This window comes from Tistrella sp. (assembly GCF_002684955.1).
In the GTDB taxonomy this organism is placed as follows: Bacteria; Pseudomonadota; Alphaproteobacteria; order Tistrellales; family Tistrellaceae; genus Tistrella; species Tistrella mobilis.
The window spans coordinates 213,637-232,827 of the sequence record NZ_NYWI01000073.1 but is presented as its reverse complement, the minus strand read 5'-3'; the positions used below and the strand labels follow the sequence as shown (position 1 = coordinate 232,827).

At 70.0% G+C, this 19,191-nt stretch carries 15 protein-coding genes; 6 read left to right on the top strand and 9 right to left on the bottom strand.

The genetic code is table 11. From position 1 onward, the window contains the following. Nucleotides 1–35 precede the first annotated feature (35 nt). The 9 genes from CMO28_RS24375 to CMO28_RS24335 form a co-directional block, all read right to left on the bottom strand. A complete protein-coding gene (locus CMO28_RS24375) occupies nucleotides 36–2,018 on the bottom strand; it encodes an ABC transporter substrate-binding protein (protein ID WP_296718301.1) in 1,983 nt (660 codons plus the stop codon). Then, nucleotides 2,015–3,934, bottom strand: coding sequence for an ABC transporter ATP-binding protein (locus CMO28_RS24370; RefSeq protein WP_296718298.1), 1,920 nt, complete (start codon nucleotides 3,932–3,934; stop codon nucleotides 2,015–2,017). Before CMO28_RS24370 ends, CMO28_RS24375 begins: the two co-directional genes overlap by 4 nt. Further along, nucleotides 3,931–4,467 (bottom strand): hypothetical protein, encoded by a 537-nt coding sequence (locus CMO28_RS24365; protein WP_296718295.1) that lies wholly within the window; start codon nucleotides 4,465–4,467, stop codon nucleotides 3,931–3,933. The genes CMO28_RS24370 and CMO28_RS24365 overlap by 4 nt, the downstream gene beginning before the upstream one ends. A gap of 180 nt (nucleotides 4,468–4,647) precedes the next feature. Continuing rightward, complete coding sequence (locus tag CMO28_RS24360; RefSeq protein ID WP_296718291.1) at nucleotides 4,648–5,418, bottom strand: polysaccharide deacetylase family protein; 771 nt, start codon at nucleotides 5,416–5,418, stop codon at nucleotides 4,648–4,650. 6 nt (nucleotides 5,419–5,424) lie between these two features. After that, nucleotides 5,425–6,633 carry a glycosyltransferase family protein gene (locus CMO28_RS24355; RefSeq protein ID WP_296718288.1) on the bottom strand — a complete coding sequence of 403 codons (1,209 nt, stop codon included), beginning with the start codon at nucleotides 6,631–6,633 and terminating at the stop codon, nucleotides 5,425–5,427. Nucleotides 6,634–6,647: 14 nt separating this feature from the next. Further along, nucleotides 6,648–7,265, bottom strand: a complete 618-nt coding sequence (locus CMO28_RS24350; protein ID WP_296718286.1) for a histidine phosphatase family protein — start codon at nucleotides 7,263–7,265, stop codon at nucleotides 6,648–6,650. Then, the gene (locus CMO28_RS24345) at nucleotides 7,262–8,455 is read right to left on the bottom strand and encodes a glycosyltransferase family 4 protein (protein WP_296718283.1); all 1,194 of its coding nucleotides are present in this window, start codon (nucleotides 8,453–8,455) and stop codon (nucleotides 7,262–7,264) included. The genes CMO28_RS24350 and CMO28_RS24345 overlap by 4 nt, the downstream gene beginning before the upstream one ends. After that, nucleotides 8,455–9,720 (bottom strand): glycosyltransferase, encoded by a 1,266-nt coding sequence (locus CMO28_RS24340; protein ID WP_296718280.1) that lies wholly within the window; start codon nucleotides 9,718–9,720, stop codon nucleotides 8,455–8,457. The genes CMO28_RS24345 and CMO28_RS24340 overlap by 1 nt, the downstream gene beginning before the upstream one ends. Before the next feature lie 22 nt (nucleotides 9,721–9,742). Then, nucleotides 9,743–11,065, bottom strand: coding sequence for a glycosyltransferase family protein (locus CMO28_RS24335; protein ID WP_296718277.1), 1,323 nt, complete (start codon nucleotides 11,063–11,065; stop codon nucleotides 9,743–9,745). A gap of 217 nt (nucleotides 11,066–11,282) precedes the next feature. Between CMO28_RS24335 and hmpA the strand changes: the two genes are divergently transcribed. The 6 genes from hmpA to CMO28_RS24305 all read left to right on the top strand — a co-directional run bounded on the left by hmpA (nucleotide 11,283) and on the right by CMO28_RS24305 (nucleotide 19,178). Further along, the gene (gene hmpA / locus CMO28_RS24330; protein WP_296718274.1) at nucleotides 11,283–12,533 is read left to right on the top strand and encodes an NO-inducible flavohemoprotein; all 1,251 of its coding nucleotides are present in this window, start codon (nucleotides 11,283–11,285) and stop codon (nucleotides 12,531–12,533) included. An 86-nt stretch (nucleotides 12,534–12,619) separates the two neighbouring features. After that, nucleotides 12,620–14,314: a thiamine pyrophosphate-binding protein gene (locus tag CMO28_RS24325; protein ID WP_296718271.1), complete on the top strand. Its 1,695-nt coding sequence runs from the start codon at nucleotides 12,620–12,622 to the stop codon at nucleotides 14,312–14,314. 48 nt (nucleotides 14,315–14,362) lie between these two features. Continuing rightward, nucleotides 14,363–15,325, top strand: coding sequence for an alpha/beta hydrolase (locus CMO28_RS24320; RefSeq protein ID WP_296718269.1), 963 nt, complete (start codon nucleotides 14,363–14,365; stop codon nucleotides 15,323–15,325). Nucleotides 15,326–15,437: 112 nt separating this feature from the next. After that, a complete protein-coding gene (locus CMO28_RS24315) occupies nucleotides 15,438–17,456 on the top strand; it encodes a sigma 54-interacting transcriptional regulator (protein ID WP_296718265.1) in 2,019 nt (672 codons plus the stop codon). After that, nucleotides 17,449–18,174 (top strand): ABC transporter ATP-binding protein, encoded by a 726-nt coding sequence (locus tag CMO28_RS24310; RefSeq protein ID WP_062761077.1) that lies wholly within the window; start codon nucleotides 17,449–17,451, stop codon nucleotides 18,172–18,174. The genes CMO28_RS24315 and CMO28_RS24310 overlap by 8 nt, the downstream gene beginning before the upstream one ends. Continuing rightward, nucleotides 18,171–19,178: a branched-chain amino acid ABC transporter permease gene (locus CMO28_RS24305; protein ID WP_062761079.1), complete on the top strand. Its 1,008-nt coding sequence runs from the start codon at nucleotides 18,171–18,173 to the stop codon at nucleotides 19,176–19,178. The genes CMO28_RS24310 and CMO28_RS24305 overlap by 4 nt, the downstream gene beginning before the upstream one ends. Nucleotides 19,179–19,191: the final 13 nt, after the last annotated feature.

Here is a 19,191-nt window from a genome sequence, read left to right as displayed (position 1 = left end):
GTGGATCTTGAGCCCGATCGGTCGTCGGGCGCCCGTCAGTTGTCGAGCCAGAAACGCTCCGGCCGGTAGAGGCCGAAATGCGATCCCGGATCCCAGTTGTAGAGCCCCCGATCGGGCAGGTTGCGCAGGCGCCGATTGGCGACCACCGGCTGCAACACGCCTGCGACCAGAGAAATGGTGTAGACCTGATCGGCGTTGATCGCGAGCATCTCCCGCCAGATCCGCGCACGGTCGGCCGAGGACGGCGCCACCGTCCAGTCCTTGTAGAGCGCCAGCAGCTGTTCGGGCTTTTCCATGTCGGGCGCTTCGCCCGACCGGCCGCCGGTCTCAAAATACTGGCCCCATTTCGGCCATTGCAGCGATTGCTGGCTGACCGGCGCCAGCTCCCACGGGTCGGTCTCGGCGGTGGCGAGACCGGCTTCCATGCCGAACCAGACGCTCATCAGGGTATCGCCGGCGAAGATCCGGTTGCGGAACAGGTCGCGCTGCATCGGCCGCGCATAGGTCTTGATGCCGAGCTGCAACCACTGATCGTGGAGCAGTTCCAGCACGTCCATCTGCTCGGTGCTTTCACCCGCGGTCTCGATCACCAGCTCCAGCGGCCGGCCATCGGGCATCAACCGGATGCCGCGCTCGTTGCGCTTGTCGAGACCCATATCGTCGAGCAGCTTGTTGGCCCGGTCGACATCGTGGTTGGCCCAGACCTTCCGATAGCCCGGGCGCGACAGCGGGCTTTCGTCGAGCACGCTGTTGCCGCCGCCGATGGTCAGGCCGTAATAGAGCACCGCATCGATCTCGTGCCGGTCGACGCCCATCGACAGGGCCCGGCGGAAGCGTGCATCGCGGAACAGGGTCCGCCAGCCCGGATCCCGGGCGTTGAGATTGGGGTAGAGCGCCAGATGGGCCCCGCGTCCCGTCCGCCACAGCGACACCTTGTAGTCAGAGCGCTTTTCGCCCGCCTTCAGGAAGGTGTAGTCGGTGAAATCCAGCCCGCGCGCCTGGAGCAGGGCGTCACCGGTGCCGGCCCGCGCTGCGATCAGCTTTCCGTCAACGATGTCGATCGCCATCTGGTCCAGATAGGGCAGCTGGCGGCCGTTCAGGTCGATGCGGTGGTAATAGGGGTTGCGCTCGACCAGGAACCGCACCGCCGGCGGCGCTGTCAGCAGCCGCCAGGGCTGCAGGGTCGGGAAGTCCGGATTGCTGAAATCGGTCGCCGTGTCCATGCGGTTGTGCAGCGCCGCCCAACTCGACTGCTTGCGCTTTTCGATCATCGCCGCAAGCTTGTCGGGATCGGCATAGCGTTCGTGGAACTGGCGCAGATAGTGCGCCGGCCGGTAGAGCGTCAGCGGCAGCGGCCCGGCGATGGCCGGCAGCAGGCGCGGATTGGGCTTCGACCATTCATAGCGGATGGTGGTCTGGTCGATCACGGTAAAGCGCGGCGGCTCTCCATCGACCAGAAGCTCGCGCGGCGGGTCCGCCGGATAGAGCTTCTTGTTGTTGACCACATCCTCCCAGTAATAGCGGAAATCTTCGGCCGTGAAGGGCTCGCCGTCGGACCAGCGATGGCCGGGGCGCAGATGCAGGGTGAAGATCCGCCCGTCCTGGACATCCATCTCCCGCAGGATATCGGCCTCGAACGAGAAATCGCGGGTGTAGCGCACCAGCCGGGCATAGCCGTAGACCAGCGCCATGCGCACATCCTTGGGCCGGCCGACCAGCATCGTCCAGCTGCCGCCATAGCGGCCGGGGCTGAGATCGGGGCCGACGAGGTCGTCGACCGCCGGTATCTTGGGCAGACGCTCGGCCATCGGCGGCAGCTTGCCCTCCGTCACCTGCTGTTCAAGCACCGGCGGCTCGATCAGCTGTGCCGGCATGGGCGCGCTGGGCGAGATCATCATCTCGATGATGCTGCCCATCGCGGGCCCGGCATCGTCGCCGGCCGCGGCGCGTGCGGGTGCGCCGAAGGCGAGCAGGGCGGCTGCGGCCAGGATGCCGGCAAGACGCGTGAGGCAGATCATGCCGCGGCCTCCGCGCTTGCGGCCACCCGGACGAAATGGCCGGGCGTCACCTCGTCCATCACCGAGGGCCCGCCCGGCGCCAGCCGCCAGGGCTCGGGCCAGGCCGCCGGATCCGAGGCGCGGCCATCCATCAGGGCCGCGAAGTCGAGCGGCCGGTCGGGATCGGCTTCGGGCACCGCGGCGATCAGCGCCTTGGTATAGGGATGGCGGGCATCTTCGAACAGGCGTTCGCGAGGCGCGCTCTCGACGATCCGGCCTGCACACATCACCAGGATGCGGTCGCACATATAGTCGACCACCGCCAGATTGTGGGAGATGAACAGATAGCCGAGGCCCAGCGCATCCTGCAGATCCTTGAGCAGGTTCAGCACCTGGGCCTGGACCGACACGTCGAGGGCCGAGACCGGCTCGTCCAGGATGAGCAGTTCCGGGCCGAGTGCCAGCGAGCGGGCGATGCCGATGCGCTGACGCTGGCCGCCCGAGAAGCTGTGCGGATAGCGGCGGAGATGGCGGATATCCAGACCCACCATCTTCATCAGCGCCTTCACCCGCTCGGCGCGCTCTTTCGCGGTGCCGACCCCGTGGATCTCCAGCGGTTCGGCGATGATGTCGAACACGGTCATCCGCGGGTTCAGCGAGTGGAACGGGTCCTGGAAAACGTATTGCAGACGCTTGCGGAACGGGATCCAGCCGCCGTCGTCGAGGGCGGCGAGGTCGGTCGGCGCGGCATCATGATCACCCTGGAACAGGATCCGGCCTTCATCGGCACGGATCGCGCCCAGCAGCATGCGCGAGGTGGTGGTCTTGCCGCAGCCACTTTCGCCGACCAGGCCGACGCTTTCGCCCCGGCCGACGCTGAAGGAGACATGGTCGACCGCGGTCACGCTGCTGCCGCCGCCGCGGGCGAAGAGTCCGGTGCCGCGGCTGGTGAAGCGTTTGGTCAACCCCTCGACCGCGAGCAGCGGCGTGTCGGCGGCCGCTTTCGGGCCGGTGCCCTGACGCCCCACCACATCCGCCGCCAGGCGGGGATCGAGGGCGATTTCGCGCAGCGGCACCAGCCGTTCCGTTCGGTCCATGCCGATCCGCGGCACGGCGCCGAGCAGGGCCTTCAGATAGGGATGTTCCGGCTTGCGGATCAGCTCGGCCGCAGGGCCCGCCTCCATCACCTTGCCGCGATAGAGCACCACCATGTCGTCGGCCAGGCTTGAGACCACACCCAGATCATGGGTGATCAGCAGCACGCCCATGCCCAGTTCGTCCTGCAGGTCGCGGAGCAGTTTCAGGATCTGGGCCTGAAGCGTGACGTCGAGCGCCGTGGTCGGCTCGTCGGCGATGACCAGTGCCGGCCGGGCGGCAAGCGCCATGGCGATCACGCCGCGCTGACGCAGACCACCCGACAGTTCGAACGGGTAGCGGTCGAGGGCGGCTTTGGGGTTCGGGAAGCCCACCTTGTGCAGCATGTCGGCGGCGATCTCGCGCGCCGCTGCGGCATCTTCGTTCAGATGCAGCCGCACCGCCTCGGTGATCTGGTCGCCGAGCGTGTGCAGCGGCGACAATGCGCTCATCGGCTCCTGAAAGATCATGCCGATGCGGCCGCCCCGGATCCGGCGCATCGTCCGGCCGGTGGGGGCAAGCGTCGCAAGATCGGTGGCCTGGCCGTCGAGCGGGTCGGTGAAGACCGCGGCCCCACCCTCGATCCGGGCGATGGACGGCAGCAGGCCCATCACCGCCTGGGTCAGCACGCTCTTGCCCGAGCCGCTCTCGCCGACCAGCGCGGTGATCCGGCCCGGATTGATGGTGAAGGACACGCCGTCGACCGCGGTCAGCGGCCCTTCGGGCAGATGAAAGCGCACGACCAGATCGCGCACCGACAGCAGCGGCCGCGGCTGCGGCCAGGCATGGCGCCGGCCGCTCATGCGATCCCCCGGGCGAGGCCGAGCGCCGCCAGATTATGGGTGGTGACGTCGTCGAGCGGCAGGGCGCGGGCTTCGGCCGCAGCCAGGGCCAGGGCGACGAGGCGGTGGAAGTCTTCAAGCGTGTCTTCAGCCGCAAGCCGCACCCCGCCGTCGTCGACCAGGCGCAGGCGGAACCAGCCCGCACCCTTGCGGGGGGCGAAATGTTCCAGCCGGAAGGTCCTGAGGCGGGCGAGATCCAGCCGGCTCTGGCCGATGGCGCCGCGACGGACGATGTGATGGCCCTCCGCCGTCCAGCTTTCGGTGAGCTTGAGCCCGCGCTGAACCGCGAAGGCGGCGAACAGCAGCACCAGCGCGATCAGGGCCAGCTGCAGCACGCCGTTCATGCCATCGACCACCAGCAGAGGCAGGGCGATCACCGCACCGCCGGCGGCCGCGCGGGCAAGATCGGCGATCAGGGGGCCCGGCCGGTGACGCAACCGCGGCAGGGCGGCGGCCACCGCGCATGCCGGCGCGGGCCTGCCGGTCAGGTCCATGGCAGTCTCCGGCGTGGTCGGAAGCGACGTCGTGGAAAAGGTCACCGGTCCGGATCATCCTCGGCGTTGCGCGATCCCCATGTCGCGCCGTCGATAGGATGCCCGTTGCCCCCCGCGCCTTGCAAGCCGTTCTGCGCCGAGGTGGACCACCATCGACATGTTGCGTCGCACCAGCCGGGATCAGGCGGCGAAAACGGTCTGCAGATCCGGCCAGGTCACGGCCGGATGGGCCGCAAAATGGGCCATCAGGCGGTCGAGAAACCCATCCAGTGCCTGGTCGTGCACAAGATGATGGGTCAGCAGGCCGGTCGGCTCCGTCGGATCGGCCCGGCCGGTGCGACGGGCGGCCAGATGTGCGGTAATGGCGCCCAGGGCTGCGACCTCGCCCGTGAAGCCACGGCCGCCATGCCAGTCGATCGGGTCGATATGGGTGTTGACCTCTACCACCCCCGGCGCCGGAGAGCGGGTCTTGCGCGGTTTGAACCGGCTGAGACCGTTGATGCCGATCGCCGGCAGCTCCCGGATCAGGGGAACTGGCAGCCGGTTCCAGGGCGGGGTCAGGACCGGCAGCAGGCGGGGACCGAACAACTCGTCCAGGCGGGCGCGGCCACGGGCGAGATCGGCGGTCATCTCTGCCATCGGCCGGCCGCAGGCGAGTTCGGATTTCTTCTTGTCGGGCCGGGCATGATTGCCATGCGACCAGCCATGGACCAGCACCCGGATCCCGGCGGGTGCCGTCGCCAGGCGATCGCCGAGGGCAGGCCCGGCCGTGGCCGGGATCACCGCCAGGGCCAGCGGCACGCCGCAGGCCTCGGCGCGGCCGAGCAGCCGGTCGAGCGCGGGCGAGGGCGCGGTGGCATCGTCGTCGCGCCACCAGAAGCTCGCCGCCCGGCCGGCCGCAGCCCAGGCATCCAGTTCGGCGGTGAGATCGGCCCAGGGGTCGGCAGCCATCCGATGCTATCCCCTGGCCGCCAGCCGGTCGTGCAGCAGCCGTGCCGAGGCGGCGGCTCCGTCCATGTCGAGCCGCGGCCAGTCCCGTTCGGCCGCGAGGGCGCGATCGGCGGCAGCGGCCAACCCTTCGGCAGTGAGGGTCTCTTCGTCGACCACCTCGACCAGGCCGCGCTCGGCGACCAGGCCGGCGCGCAGCCCCTGTTCGGTTTCAAGCCCGCCCGCATAGGGGACCACCACGGCCGGCACCCGGTTCTCGATCACCTCGAGCAGGGTGTTGTAGCCGGCCTGGGAGATCGAAAGGGCGGCGCGCCCCAGCATGGCGACGAAATCGGGGCGGGCACGCTCCACCACGAAACCGGTGGCGTCGGCCTCTGCCGCCACACGGCTGAGATCGTCCAGCACCGGATCGGCCAGGTTCCAGCCCACCAGAAGCCGCCAGCGCCGGCGGGCGAGGGCAGGCGAGGGAAGGGCGCGGGCGGCGATGGCGGCGCGGAACAGCGCCTCGCTGACGGCGCCGCCGCCGGCGGAAACCAGCACCTCGTCCCGGCCGTCCTGCGCGCTGCCACCGGGCGGGGGCGCCGTCTCGCGTGCCCGGTCGACGACATAACCGGTATAGCGGACGAGATCCGAGACCTCGGCCATCAGCGGGAAGGTGCGCTCGAACGGCACCAGCGCCGGATCGCCGTGGACCATGACCAGATCGTAATAGCGCCGCGCCCGGGACAGCATCTCGCGGCGGCGCTCTTCCTTCGGCGGCTCGACCAGGATGTCGCGCACCGAGGAGACGATCAGCGCCGGGCGGGGCAGTGCCCGCGCGGCTTCCACCATCGGCACGATTTCCGAGGCGAGCTGGCGGCGGCCGAAGGGGAAGAGTTCGGTGATCACCGCCACCGGTTGCAGACGTTCGACGATCGCCACCAGATGATCGCGGCGCCGGGCGCGCCAGGCATCGTCGATCACCTGGCCGTCGGGGCCGACCAGCACCTTGAAGAACTTGTCGACCGCCCGGGCCGGCGGCAGCTGGACGAAATCGGCCGGGCCGGTATCCAGCCCGCGCACCGGAAAGCCGCCGCTGACATAGGTGACGGCGAAGCCGGCCGCTTCCAGCGCCCGGGTCAGGGTCGCCGCCCGCTTCTGATGGCCGATGCCGAGCAGGTGCTGGACATAGAGCAGGATGCGCGGACGATCGGTGCGGCTGGTGGTGGCGTCGGTCATGTGGTCTGGCGTCCTCAGACGAGCTTCAGATTCAGGTGATGCACGGCGACGGCGCCGGTCTCGTCGACCCGGAACAGATGGGTGGCATCCCAGGCGAGATTTTCCGGCGGCTTGCCCAGCATCGGCCAGCCGGTGGCCGCGGCATAGATCGCGCGGATCACGCCCTTGTGGGTGACGGCCACGACATTGCGGCCATGGGTGCCGATGGCCGCCAGCCAGGGCTTCAGCCGGCGCTGGACATCGCGCGGGCTTTCGCCCTCGGGCGGGCGGAAATCCAGCCCCTGGGCTTCCATCAGGGCCATGCGGTCGGGCTGCTCTCGGCGCAGATCTTCCAGCCGCCGGCCCTCCCAGATGCCCCAGGCCATTTCGACCAGTTCGGGCGCCACCCGGGCGCCGGGCGCCCCCAGCCGGGCCGCCGTCTCGCGCGCCCGGAGGAGGGGCGAGGTGTACCAGTCATAGGCGGTGGCGATGGCGGCGGGCACCTGCCAGCCGGTCACCTCGGCGCGGCCCCGGTCGTTGAGCGGCAGGTCGTGCCGGCCCTGCATGCGGCCCTGGTCGTTCCAGTCGGTGCGGCCATGGCGGATCAGGGCCAGGATGATACCGCCGGTGGTCGGGCGGGTAGGTCCGGTCATCTCGTCTCCTCCATGGGCCGGGGCGCCCGTTGCGCCGCATGGTTGCGTGCGGCGGCGGCCAGCGCGTCGTCGAGTGCCGCTGTGGCGGCGGCCAGATCGCGGCCGGCCGCACGCCGGCCCGCCGCGGCGGCCAGCCGGGCGCGGGTCTCCCGGTCGTCGATCAGCCGCCGGGTGAGGGCGGCGAGGGCGGCGGCGTCTTCCGGCGGGGCCAGAAGGCCGGTCACCCCGTCATCCACCACATCGGGCACGCCGCCGGTGCGACCGGCAACCACCGGCAGCCCCGCCGCCTGGGCTTCGAGCATCGCCATGCCATAGGCTTCGCGCACCGCCGGCCAGACCAGGATATCGGATGCCGCCATCGCCGCGGCCAGGGGGGCGGGGGCAAGCGCCCCCAGGAAATGCACCCGGCCGGCGGCTGTGGGTTCGAGTGCCGCCGTCACCTCGGCCCGGGCGGGGCCGTCGCCTGCGACCAGCAGATGAAGCGGTGTCGCGGCGAGCGCCGGATCGGCGAGCATGCGGCCGATCACGCGGTAGCTGTCGAGCTTGTCGCCGGCCCGCATCATGCCGACCGCCAGCAGCCAGGGCCGCGCCGGATCCAGCCCGGCCGCGGCGGCAAGCCGGGCACGGGCCCGGTCGCGATCGGCACGGGCGGCCTGAAACAGGCCGATATCGTCCAGAAAGGGCGGCAGCAGGCGAAGCCGGTCCGCCGGCAGCAGGCGCCCCAGGCAGACGGCATCGAGCCTGGTCATCGGCATCACCAGATCGGCGGCGGCGAGGGCATGGCGGGCGGCGTGAAAGCCGGCCTGCCAGGGGCCGGTCGCGCGCTTGGGCGCATCCGACGCTTCGATCACCAGATAGGGGATGTCGAGGGCGGCCGCGACCACCGGCCCCAGGTAATCCGGCGCCTTGTGATAAAGGTGATAGGTGATCCAGGCATCGGGGCGCGCGGCGGCGGCGGCGGGGCGCATGTAGCGACGGGCCAGCATCTGGCCGAGGGCGGTGCCGATGCGCGCGATCCGCGCCTGCCGGTCCGGGTCGCCGCGGCCGTCGCGGCTGCCGAAGCGGCAGGCGGCCTCGGTCTCATGGCCGGCATGGCGCAGGGCGGCCAGGATCTGGCGGGCCATCCGCCGGTCGCCGCTCGGCACCGGATGATCGGGATGTTTCAGGGGGCAGTAGAGGGCGACCCGCATCAGCGGCCTCCGCGCGCCGCCACCGCCGCCCGCAGCCGGTCGATCAGCGGCCCGACCGAGCCGGTCAGCGAGAAGGCGCCTTCAAGCCTGCGGCGCCCGGCCGCGCCCATCGCCGCCCGGCGGGCCGGATCGCGGATCAGGGATGCGAGCGCCGCCGACAGGCCGGCGGCATCATCGGGCGCCACCAGCCGGCCGTTTTCGCCGTCGTCGATGAATTCGGGGATGGCCGAAACCCGCGTCGCCACCACCGCCAGGCGCTGGGACTGGGCTTCCATCAGGACATTGGGCAGGCCGTCGCGGTCGCCGTCGCCCGCGATGCGGCTGGCGAGCACGAAGAGATCGGCCCGGCCATAGGCCTCGATCACCTCGGCCTGGGCGCGGGCACCCAGCCAGTCGATGCGGTCGGCGAGACCGAGACGGGCGGCCTGATCCTTCAGCCGGTCCTTGAGCGGCCCGCCGCCGATATGGACGAAGCGCCAGGCGAGATCCGCCGGCAGCCGGGCCAGGGCATCGAGCACGGTGTCCCAGCCCTTCTTCTCCACCAGCCGGCCGACGCCCACCAGGATGACCGGGCGGGCCGGGTCGGTGCCGTCCGGTCCCGCCGGCTGTGACCCAGGATCGGGAAAACGCGAGAGGTCGAGGCCGTGATAAAGCAGCTGCACCCGGCCGTCGGGGGCGAGCGACGCCAGATGGTCGCGATTGGTGGCGGTGCAGGTGACGGCCCAGGCGCAATCCGCCAGCTTTTCGGCCTTTTCCCAATCCGGGCTGGTCCAGATGTCCTTGGCATGGGCCGAGACCGACCAGGGCAGGCCGCGCATGATCGCGGCATAGCGGGCGACCGAGGCCGGGGTGTGAAGGAAATGGGCGTAGATCATCGCCACATCTTCTTCCAGCTCGGCAGCGAGCACGGCCGCCTGGCCGAAGCGGCGGATGCGGTTGCGGGTCCGGTCGCGGGCAAGATCGCGCAGCCAGACGTCCCGGGCCCGGGCGAAGCCCGGCAGGCGGGCGGCACGCCGCAGGCCGCGCAGCACGCGGAACGGCTCCTGATGGAGATATTCCGGCAGATAGCGGACCCCGGCGGTGATTTCGCGATGGACCGGATGGACCCGGGTATCGGTGGGATGGCGCAGCGATACCAGCCGAAGCGGCAGCCCGGCCACTTCCAGCGCCCGGATTTCCTGGGCGATGAAGGTCTCGGACAGGCGGGGATAGCCCTTCAGGACCACGGCGATCGTCGGTTGTTGGCCATGGCTGGCAGAGGTCACGCCGGGGCCGGGTCGCCAGCCGTCAGGGTGCCGCACGGCGTCGTGCCCCGAAATCGGCCTCGTCGGACCAGGTTTCCTCGTCGGGCGCGGCCTCGGCCTGCGGGGCCTGAAGCAGGCCGCCACCGCCGCCCGATACCTGGCGGATCCGGGCCTGGGGCCGGCCGCGCCGGTCCAGCTCGGCACCCACCAGATCGGCGACCGCATCCAGCCCGTCGAGCATGCCGGCCGGCATCACCGAAGACGGGTGGGGCTGGCGCTCGAGGCCCTGCAGCGCCTCGGCCATGGCGGCAGCGCTGCGATCGGGGCCCGGATCGAGCAGCATGCGGGTCAGCCCCAGCTTCTCGGCCCGGTCGGCGCGGATGAACTGTTCCAGCCGGGGCTCGGTGCGCGGCACGATGACCGCGGGCTTGTCGAGCGACAGGATCTCGCAGAAGGTGTTGTAGCCGCCCATGGCGACCACACCCAGCGCACCGGCCATCAGGGTCTCGATATTCGCATCGAAGGTCAGCGCTTCGATCTTGTCCAGCTTCTGGGCCCGGGCGCGCAGCCGGTCGCGTGCCTCGCGGTTCATGAACGGCCCGAGCACCAGCACCGCGCGATGCGGCAGGCTGGACCCGTGCTGTTCATAGGCCTTCAGCACCCAGTCGATCAGCTCTTCGCCATCGCCGCCACCGCCGGTCGTGACGAGGATGTAAGGGTCGCCGGCGATCAGCGACTGGATGCGTTCCGATGCGGCACCACGCACCGCCTCGCGGCGCAGATAGCCGGTAAAGGTCATCTTGGCGCGGACATCCGCCGGCAGGTCGATGCCTTCCAGCGGATCATGGATTTCCGGCAGGCCGTAGACCCAGATGTCGTCGTAAAGGTCGCGCAACGCCGGCAGCACCCGCTTGCGTTTCCATTCGGGCGCCAGCTGGGCGGGCTCGTCCATCACATCGCGCAGCCCCAGCACCAGCCGGGTGCCGCGGCGCTTCAGCCGCTTCAGCGTGCGGGCGACCTCGCCGCGCAGGCCCAGCGGTTCCTTGTCCACGATGAACACGTCGGGCTCGAACACCTCGGCCGTGCGCTCGATGATCGCCCCCCTGAGCTTCAGGATGTGGTCGACGTCCATCTTGAGCTTCAGCGAGGTGTAATCGCCATTGCGCAGCTTGATGACACCCGGCACCCGGACGAAGTCGGTGCGGGTTCTGAAATCGAAGCTGCCGATGATCGGCGAACCCGAGAGGATCAGCACCGACATGTCGGGGAATGTCCCGACCAGGCCGTGTGCAATCTCGCGGCATCTGCGCAGATGGCCGAGCCCGAAGCTGTCGTGGCTGTAGATCAGCACACGCGCGCCGTTCATGCCTTCCGGAACCTCCAGCTTGCGGCATATCGGCCGGACTATGGCACAGGCCGGCAGCGGACGGGAAGCACGGATGTCGCGACGCGGTAAGCGCGCATGCAGGGCGCGGCATCCATGCAATAACATGCGTATGGAATGAATGTTCTCCTTGGCGATCATAAGAGACATCTGATATACAGCTTTTTGTCCGGAAGGGCGGCCCTGCGGGATCAGGCCCATGCACCGGACCCAAGCCAGAGTTGAAGGTTCCGGAGAGTTCCACATGTTGAGCGACGCGACCATTACCCTCGTCAAGGCAACGGTGCCCGTGCTGCGCACCCATGGCGAGGCCATCACCACCCGGTTCTACGAGCGCCTGCTGGCTGCCCCCGAGATCGCGGCGATGTTCGATCCGGCGCATCAGCGCGACGGGTCGCAGCCGCGGGCGCTGGCGGCGGCCGTGCTGGCCTATGCCGAGCATATCGACAACCTGGCCGCGCTGGCGGGTGCGGTGGAACGCATCGCCCACAAGCATGTCGCCGTCCAGGTCCGGCCCGAGCAGTACGACGTGGTGGGGGCCAATCTGCTGGCCGCGATTTCGGACGTGCTGGGCGATGCGGCGACGCCGCCGATCCTGGCGGCCTGGGGCGAGGCCTATGGTCTGCTCGCAAAGGTGTTCATCGATCGCGAGGCGGCGCTCGTCGGCGAGGTCGCGGCACGGCCGGGCGGCTGGCGCGGTTTCCGCCGCTTCGTGGTCGAGGCGGTCGCCGAGGAAAGCCGCGTGATCAAGAGCTTCCTGCTGGCGCCCGAGGATGGGGGGGCACTGCCGGATTTCGCCCCCGGCCAGTATCTGACCCTGCGCCTGACCCGGCCTGACGGCACCCAGCTCCTGCGCCATTACAGCCTGGCCGGACGTGCTGCCAACGGCCGGTGGCGGATTGCGGTGAAACGTGAACCCGACGGCCGCGGCTCGGGCCTGCTGCACGACACGATCCGCCCCGGCGCGGTGCTGGAGGTGGCGCCGCCGGCGGGCGACTTCTTCCTGGATGCGGAGACGCCGCGGCCGATCCTGCTGCTGGGTGCCGGTGTCGGCCAGACGCCGCTGCTCGCCATGGTGGAAACCCTGGCGGCGACGCGGCCGGACCATCCGGTGATCTGGGCCCATGCGGCGATCGACGGCGAAACCCATGCCTTCGGGGCCCATCTGCGCGCGCTGGCCGAGGCGACGCCCGGCCTGGATCTGCACATCGCCTATGAGCGCCCGGGCGCATCGGACCGCGTCGGCGTGACCCATCATTCGGTCGGCCGTTTCGACGCGGACCGCATCGCCGGGCTGCTGCCCGGTCGCGAGGTCGACGTCTATATGTGCGGGCCCCGGGCGTTCCAGAAGGCGCAGGCCCGGCACCTGATCGCGGCCGGGGTCGCGCCCGCGAACATCCGCTACGAACTGTTCGGCGTGACCGACGAGGCCATCCTCGGCGCCGCCTGACGGGGGGACCCCGAGACATCGTCAACCGCCCCTGCCGTCTGCCGTCTTGAAGCGATGCCGCGACTGTCGGCAGAATGATCTGCGCCATGCGCGATCATCATGCGGATACGAAGCGGCAGGGGCGAGACGATATGGGGGACGGGCAGAGGTCGGTCGCGCGGATGATCGCGGCGGTGCTGGAGGATGAGGGCGTCACCCACGTCTTCGGCAATCCGGGCTCCACCGAACTGCCTCTGCTCGATGCCGTCGCCCGCGCACCCGGGCTCAGCTATGTGCCGGCGCTTCAGGAGGCGGTCGCGGTCGCCATGGCCGACGGCTATGCCCATGCCGCCGGCAGGGTGGGGGTCGCCCATCTCCACACCGCTTCCGGGCTTGGCCATGCCATGGGGGCGATGATCGGGGCCGCGCGCATGTGCACGCCGCTGGTGGTCATCGCCGGCCAGCAGGACAGCCGACATCTGATCCGCGCGCCCTGGCTGGCCGATGATCTGGTGGGCATTGCCCGGCCGGTGGTGAAGCATGCCCATGAACTGACCCGGCCCGAGGATGCTGGCCAGGTGCTGCGCCGGGCCTTTGCGCTGGCCCGGGCCTGGCCGCCGGGGCCGGTCTTTCTGTCGCTGCCGGTCGATCTGACGCTTGCCGCCGCCGACCCGCCACCACCGCGCATTCCCGCGTCGGCCCCGGCTGCGGGTGACATCGATGCCGCGGCGTCGATGATCGCAGGTGCGGAGGCCGATGATCTGGTGCTTCTGGTGTCGGACACGCTGGCCGGGCCGCGGGGGATGAGGGCGGCGATCGCCTTTGCCGATGCCACGGGCTGCCGGGTCTTTGCGACCCCGGTGCCGCGCGCCCATCTTTTCCCCACCGATCACCCGGGCTGGCGCGGCGTGCTGCCGCCCGATCTGGCGGAGATCCGCTCGATCCTGGGCGACGCACGGCTGGCGGTGCTGGCGGGAGAGGGGGCGATCAGGCCCTATCACTACCGGCCCGGGCCCGCCCTGCCGCAGGGGATGCGGGTCATTCAGCTGGCCCGGGACCCGGCGGCGCCCGGGCTCGACGTCGCGGCCGATCTGGTGATCGGCGGCGATCCGGCGGCAGGCCTTGCCGCACTCTCCGCGGTCGTGGCGCGGCCGGGCGTCGCCGCCGTCACCATGCGGCGGCGGGCGGAGAAGGCGGTCGCCGATGCCGGCTTCACGGCCCGGCTCGACAGGCTCCGCGACCGGCTGCCGCTGCATCCGATGATCGCCGCCGATGCTGTGCTGAAGGCGGCCCCGCGGGGCGTGACCGTGGTCAACGAGGCCTCGGCCCTGATCGAGGGGCTGCGCCGGCTCTGGCAGGGCGGCATCGGCGACCGGCATGATTTCGTCGCCAGCGCCGGGTTGGGCTGGGGCATGCCGGCGGCCGCGGGCGTCGCACTCGCAACCGGCCGGCCGGTGCTGTGCATGACGGGTGATGGCGGTGCCATGTATGCGCCGCAGGCGCTGTGGACGGCCGCCCGGCTGCGGCTGCCGGTGATCTTCGTGATCCTGAACAACCGGCGCTACGACATTCTGATGCGGACGGCGACGGCGATGGGGCTGGAGAGTGCTGCGGCAGGGCATGCCGTCGGCATGGTTCTGGACGATCCTGCCATCGCCTTCGATCAGCTGGCGGCGTCGATGGGGGTGGCGCATCTCCGTGCCGATACCGTGGCCGCGATCCGGGACGGCCTGCCAGGGCTGCTCGGGGCAGGGCGGCCGGCGGTGCTGGAGATCACCATCGGCGGCGCCGATCCGTATTGACCGGCATGTCGTTCAATGAGATTGCGTCGCAATCCAAGTTGCGGTCCCATGGGCGCCCGGATCGACCTGCTGGAGATGCCCGTCGTGCTGCGCCCGCTGATGCCCTTTGCCGCCGCTTTCGTTCTGGCCTTCGCGCTGTCGGGGGCGCCGCTGCCCGCCAGGGCTGCGGGGGCGCCCGGTGTTGCGGATGCCGTGCCGGTGGCGCCGGGCCTGCACGCCTTCGACCTGACGGCGGCGCGCAACGGCCTGACCTATCGGGTGGATGTGTCGGTGCCGCCGGTTACCCCGCCGCCGGGCGGGTTTCCGGTGCTCTATGTGCTGGACGGCAATGCCTTCTTCGGTGTGGCCGGTACCGTTGCGGGGCTGTTGACGGCCGACCGGCCGATCGTGGTGGTGGCGATCGGCTATCCGGGCGTCGTCGGCTTCGACATGGCCCGGCGCTATCTGGACCTGACCTCCGCCGTGACGCCCGAAGGCCGGGCGATGATGGGCAATCGGGCGCCGAAAGTGCCGACCGGTGGCGACGAAGCCTTTCTCGACCTGATCCTGAACGAGATCCGACCCGAGGTCGCCCGGCGCTTTCCGGTGAACGACGACGCGGCAACCCTGTTCGGCCACTCGCTGGGCGGGCGTTTCGTGCTGCACGCCGCCTTCACCCGGCCGGACGCCTTCACCCGCTGGGTGGCGTCCAGCCCGTCGATCTGGTGGAATGATCGGGAGGTGCTGGCAGAGGAGGCGGCCTTCGCCGCCCGCGCCGACCGGCCGGTTCTGGATCTGACGCTGACGGTCGGCGGGGCGGAACAGGCGGCGGAACCCGATGACGCGCCGGACCGGATCGCCTTCCGGCGCATGGCGCGCATGGTCGACGGCGTGCGCGACATGCACGACCGGCTGACGAAGCTTGAGGGCGAAGCCGGGCGGATCGACCTGCTGGTGGTGCCGGATGAAGGCCATATGAGCGCGGTGCCGGCCGCACTCGCCCGGGCGGTGCGCCGGGCGGCAGGGGGGTGACGGGCTGCGGCTTGCATCGCCCGTAACGCGCGCCTAGGCTTGGCACCAGGGTTCCGGCGGGCGATGGCCGTCCATAATGGCCAGGTGCCGGCAGGGGGGAGATGCAGGCTGGATGGAGCGGCTGATCGACAGCGTGGCGGCGCGCCGGCGCCGGGCCGCGGCCGCGCGCGAGGCGGGCCTCAGGGACCGGGTCGCGCGTGCGGCGGTGGAGCTGTTCGACCAGCTCTACGAAGGCGCCGTGCTGATCGATGCCGCCGGCACCGTGCTCTGGATGAACGACAAATACCGCGCGATCCTGGGCTGGAACGGCATGGACCCCGTGGAAGGGCGACCGGTCGAGGACATCATTCCCAACAGCCGGCTGCGCGAGGTGGTGGCCAGCGGCCGCGCGGATCTGATCGATATTTTCGAAGTCGAAGGCCGCCAGCTGGTGGTCAGCCGCATCCCGCTGAAGGACGAGGATGGCCGGGTCTCGGGCGCGGTGGGCATGATCCTGTACGACCGGGTGCAGTCGCTGAAGCCGCTGGTCGACAAGTTTCAGGGGATGCAGCGCGATCTGGAAACCGCCCGCCGCCAGCTGGCCGATGCCCGCCGGGCCAAATACGGCTTTTCACAGTTCATCGGCAATTCCGAGGCGGTGCGGCTGCTGAAGCGCCAGGCCCGCCGGGCGGCGGAGCGTGACATCACCGTGCTGCTGCTGGGCGAGACCGGCACCGGCAAGGAGATGCTGGCCCATGCGCTGCATGCGGCGAGCGAGCGGCAGGCCGGGCCGATGGTGCGGGTGAACACCGCCGCCATCCCCGAAAACCTGCTGGAGGCGGAGCTGTTCGGCGTGGCGCCCGGCGCCTATACCGGAGCCGGCAACAAACCGCGCGACGGCAAGATCCGGCTGGCCCATGGTGGCACGCTGTTTCTGGACGAGATCGGCGACATGCCGCTCAGCCTGCAATCCAAGCTGCTCAGGGTGTTGCAGGAACGCGAGGTCGAGCCGCTCGGCTCCAATCGCGTGATCCCGGTGGATGTGCGGGTGATTGCGGCCACCAGCCGCGATCTGGGCCGGATGGTCGAGGACGGCCGGTTCCGCGCCGACCTTTATTACCGCCTGAACGTATTGCCGCTGCGCCTGCCGCCGCTGCGCGAGCGGCTGGACGATATCGAGCCGCTGGCGGATGCCCTGCTGGAACGTCTGGCGATCGAGCAGGGCGGCCGGCCCCGGCGGCTGACCGATCGGGCGGTCGCCCGGCTGCGGCGGCAGAACCCTCACGGCTGCCCATACCAGTTGCTTCCCATACCAGACGCCGTCATCTGCGGCGCAGGCATCTACGGACACGGCATGACCGCTTCATCCGCCGCGGGCCAGGGCGGCGCCAGGCCGGCGCTCGAAACCCGCGACCTCACCGTGCGCTTCGGCGGCCACGTCGCCGTGAACGGCGTCAGCTGCCGGTTCGACCGCGGCACGCTGACCGCCATCGTCGGCCCCAACGGCGCCGGCAAGACCACCTATTTCAACCTGATTTCCGGCCAGCTGAAGGCGACCGCGGGCGAGGTGCTGCTCGACGGCCACGACCTGTCCTCGCATGGCGCGGCCGGGCGCACCCGGCGCGGCATCGGCCGCGCCTTCCAGCTGACCAACCTGTTTCCCAACCTGACGGTGCGCGAGAATGTGCGCCTGGCGGTGCAGGCCCGCCGCGGCCGCGGCTTCGACATCTTCTCGATGGCCGCCCATGGGCGGCATCTGATCGAGCGGGCCGACGAGATCCTGGAGCGGGTGCGCCTGGCCGCGCGCGGCGAGGATGTGGTTGCAACCCTGCCGCATGGCGACCAGCGCAAGCTGGAGGTGGCGATCCTGATCGCGCTCGAACCCTCGATCTTTATGTTCGACGAGCCGACCGCGGGCATGAGCGTCGACGAGGTGCCGGTGATTCTGGACCTGATCCACGAGATCAAGGCCGATCCGGCCAAGACCGTGCTGCTGGTGGAGCACAAGATGGACGTGGTCCATTCGCTGGCCGACCGGATCATCGTGCTGCACAACGGCTATCTGGTCGCCGATGGCGACCCGCGAGAGGTGGTCGCCTCGCCGATCGTGCAGGAAGCCTATCTGGGCATGGGGGCCGCCACACATGTCTGACGCCCTGCTCACCCTTGCCGGCGTGCACACCCATATCGGCCAGTATCACATCCTTCAGGGGGTGGATCTGGTGGTGCCGCGCGGCGGGCTGACCATGCTGCTGGGCCGCAACGGTGCCGGCAAGACCACCACGCTGCGCACGATCATGGGCCTCTGGCAGGCCTCGCAGGGGCAGATCACCTTCGACGGGCGCGACATCACCAGGGCCCATACCGCCGATCTCGCCGCGGCCGGTATCGCCTATGTGCCCGAGGATATGGGCATCTTCGCCGGGTTGACGGTGCGCGAGAACATGGTGCTCGCCGCCCGGTCGGGGCCCATGGACCAGAAGCGTCTCGCCTGGATCTACGAGCTGTTTCCGGCCCTTGAGAAGTTCTGGAACTGGCCGGCCGGCAATCTGTCGGGCGGGCAGAAGCAGATGCTGGCCATCGCCCGGGCGATCGTGGAGCCGCGGGAGCTGCTGATCGTGGACGAGCCGTCCAAGGGGCTGGCGCCGGCGATCATCGGTCATCTGATCCAGGCCTTCCGCGAGCTCAAATCGACCCACACGACCATTCTGATGGTCGAACAGAATTTCAGTATGGCGACCGCACTCGGTGACACGGTGGCGGTGATGGATGACGGCCGCGTCGTCCATGCGGGTTCGATGCACGAACTCGCCCATGACGGAGATCTTCAGCGCCGCCTGCTCGGCCTCAGCCTGGACGCTCATCAATGACCGCGCGCGCCCTCAAGACCGCCGGACTGGTCGAGCGGCATGCCCCGCTCGCGATCGCCGGCCTGATCCTGTTCCTGCCGCTCATCGCCATCGATCCCGGCACCTGGATGGTGCTGGCGGTCGCCGGCCTCGCCATGGGCATGATGATCTTCCTGATGGCATCGGGGCTCACCCTGGTTTTCGGCCTGATGGATGTGCTGAATTTCGCCCATGGGGCTTTTGTGGCCGTCGGTGCCTATCTGGCAACCGGGCTGCTGGCGCCGGGCGGCCCCTTCCACGACATGCTCGGCATCTCTCTGTTGGGGGATGTGGGGGCGATGCTGCTTTCGATTCTGGTCGCCTGCGTGGTGGCCGGCATCCTGGGCCTCGCCTTCGAACGGATCATCGTGCGTCGGGTCTATGGCGCGCATCTGCGCCAGATCCTGATCACGGTCGGCGGGCTGATCGTCGCCGAACAGCTGATCACGGTGATCTGGGGCCCGGATCCGATCCCGCTGCCCAAGCCTGAAACCCTGCGCGGCTCGATCTTCTTTGGCGACATCGCGGTCGAGCGCTACCGGCTGGTCGCCTGCGTGCTGGGCCTTGTCGCCTATGTCGGTATGCATTTCGCGCTCAACCGTACCCGCATCGGCCTGCTGGTCCGCGCGGGCGTCGAGAACCGCGAGATGGTCGAGGCGCTGGGCTACAAGGTGCGCCGGCTGTTCGTCGGCGTCTTCGTGGCCGGCACGGCACTTGCGGCCTCGGGCGGCGTGATGTGGGCGCTCTATCAGGAGCTGGTGACCGTCCATATCGGCGCGGATGTCATGATCCTGGTGTTCATCGTGGTGATCATCGGCGGGCTGGGCTCGGTGGGCGGCTGCTTCCTCGGCGCCCTGCTGGTGGGGCTGACCGCCAATTTCATGGGCTATCTGGCCCCGACGCTGGCGCTCGGCTCCAACATCCTGCTGATGGTGGCGGTGCTGCTCTGGCGACCCCGCGGGCTTTATCCCGCGACGAAGAACTGAGCCGGAGGCAAGC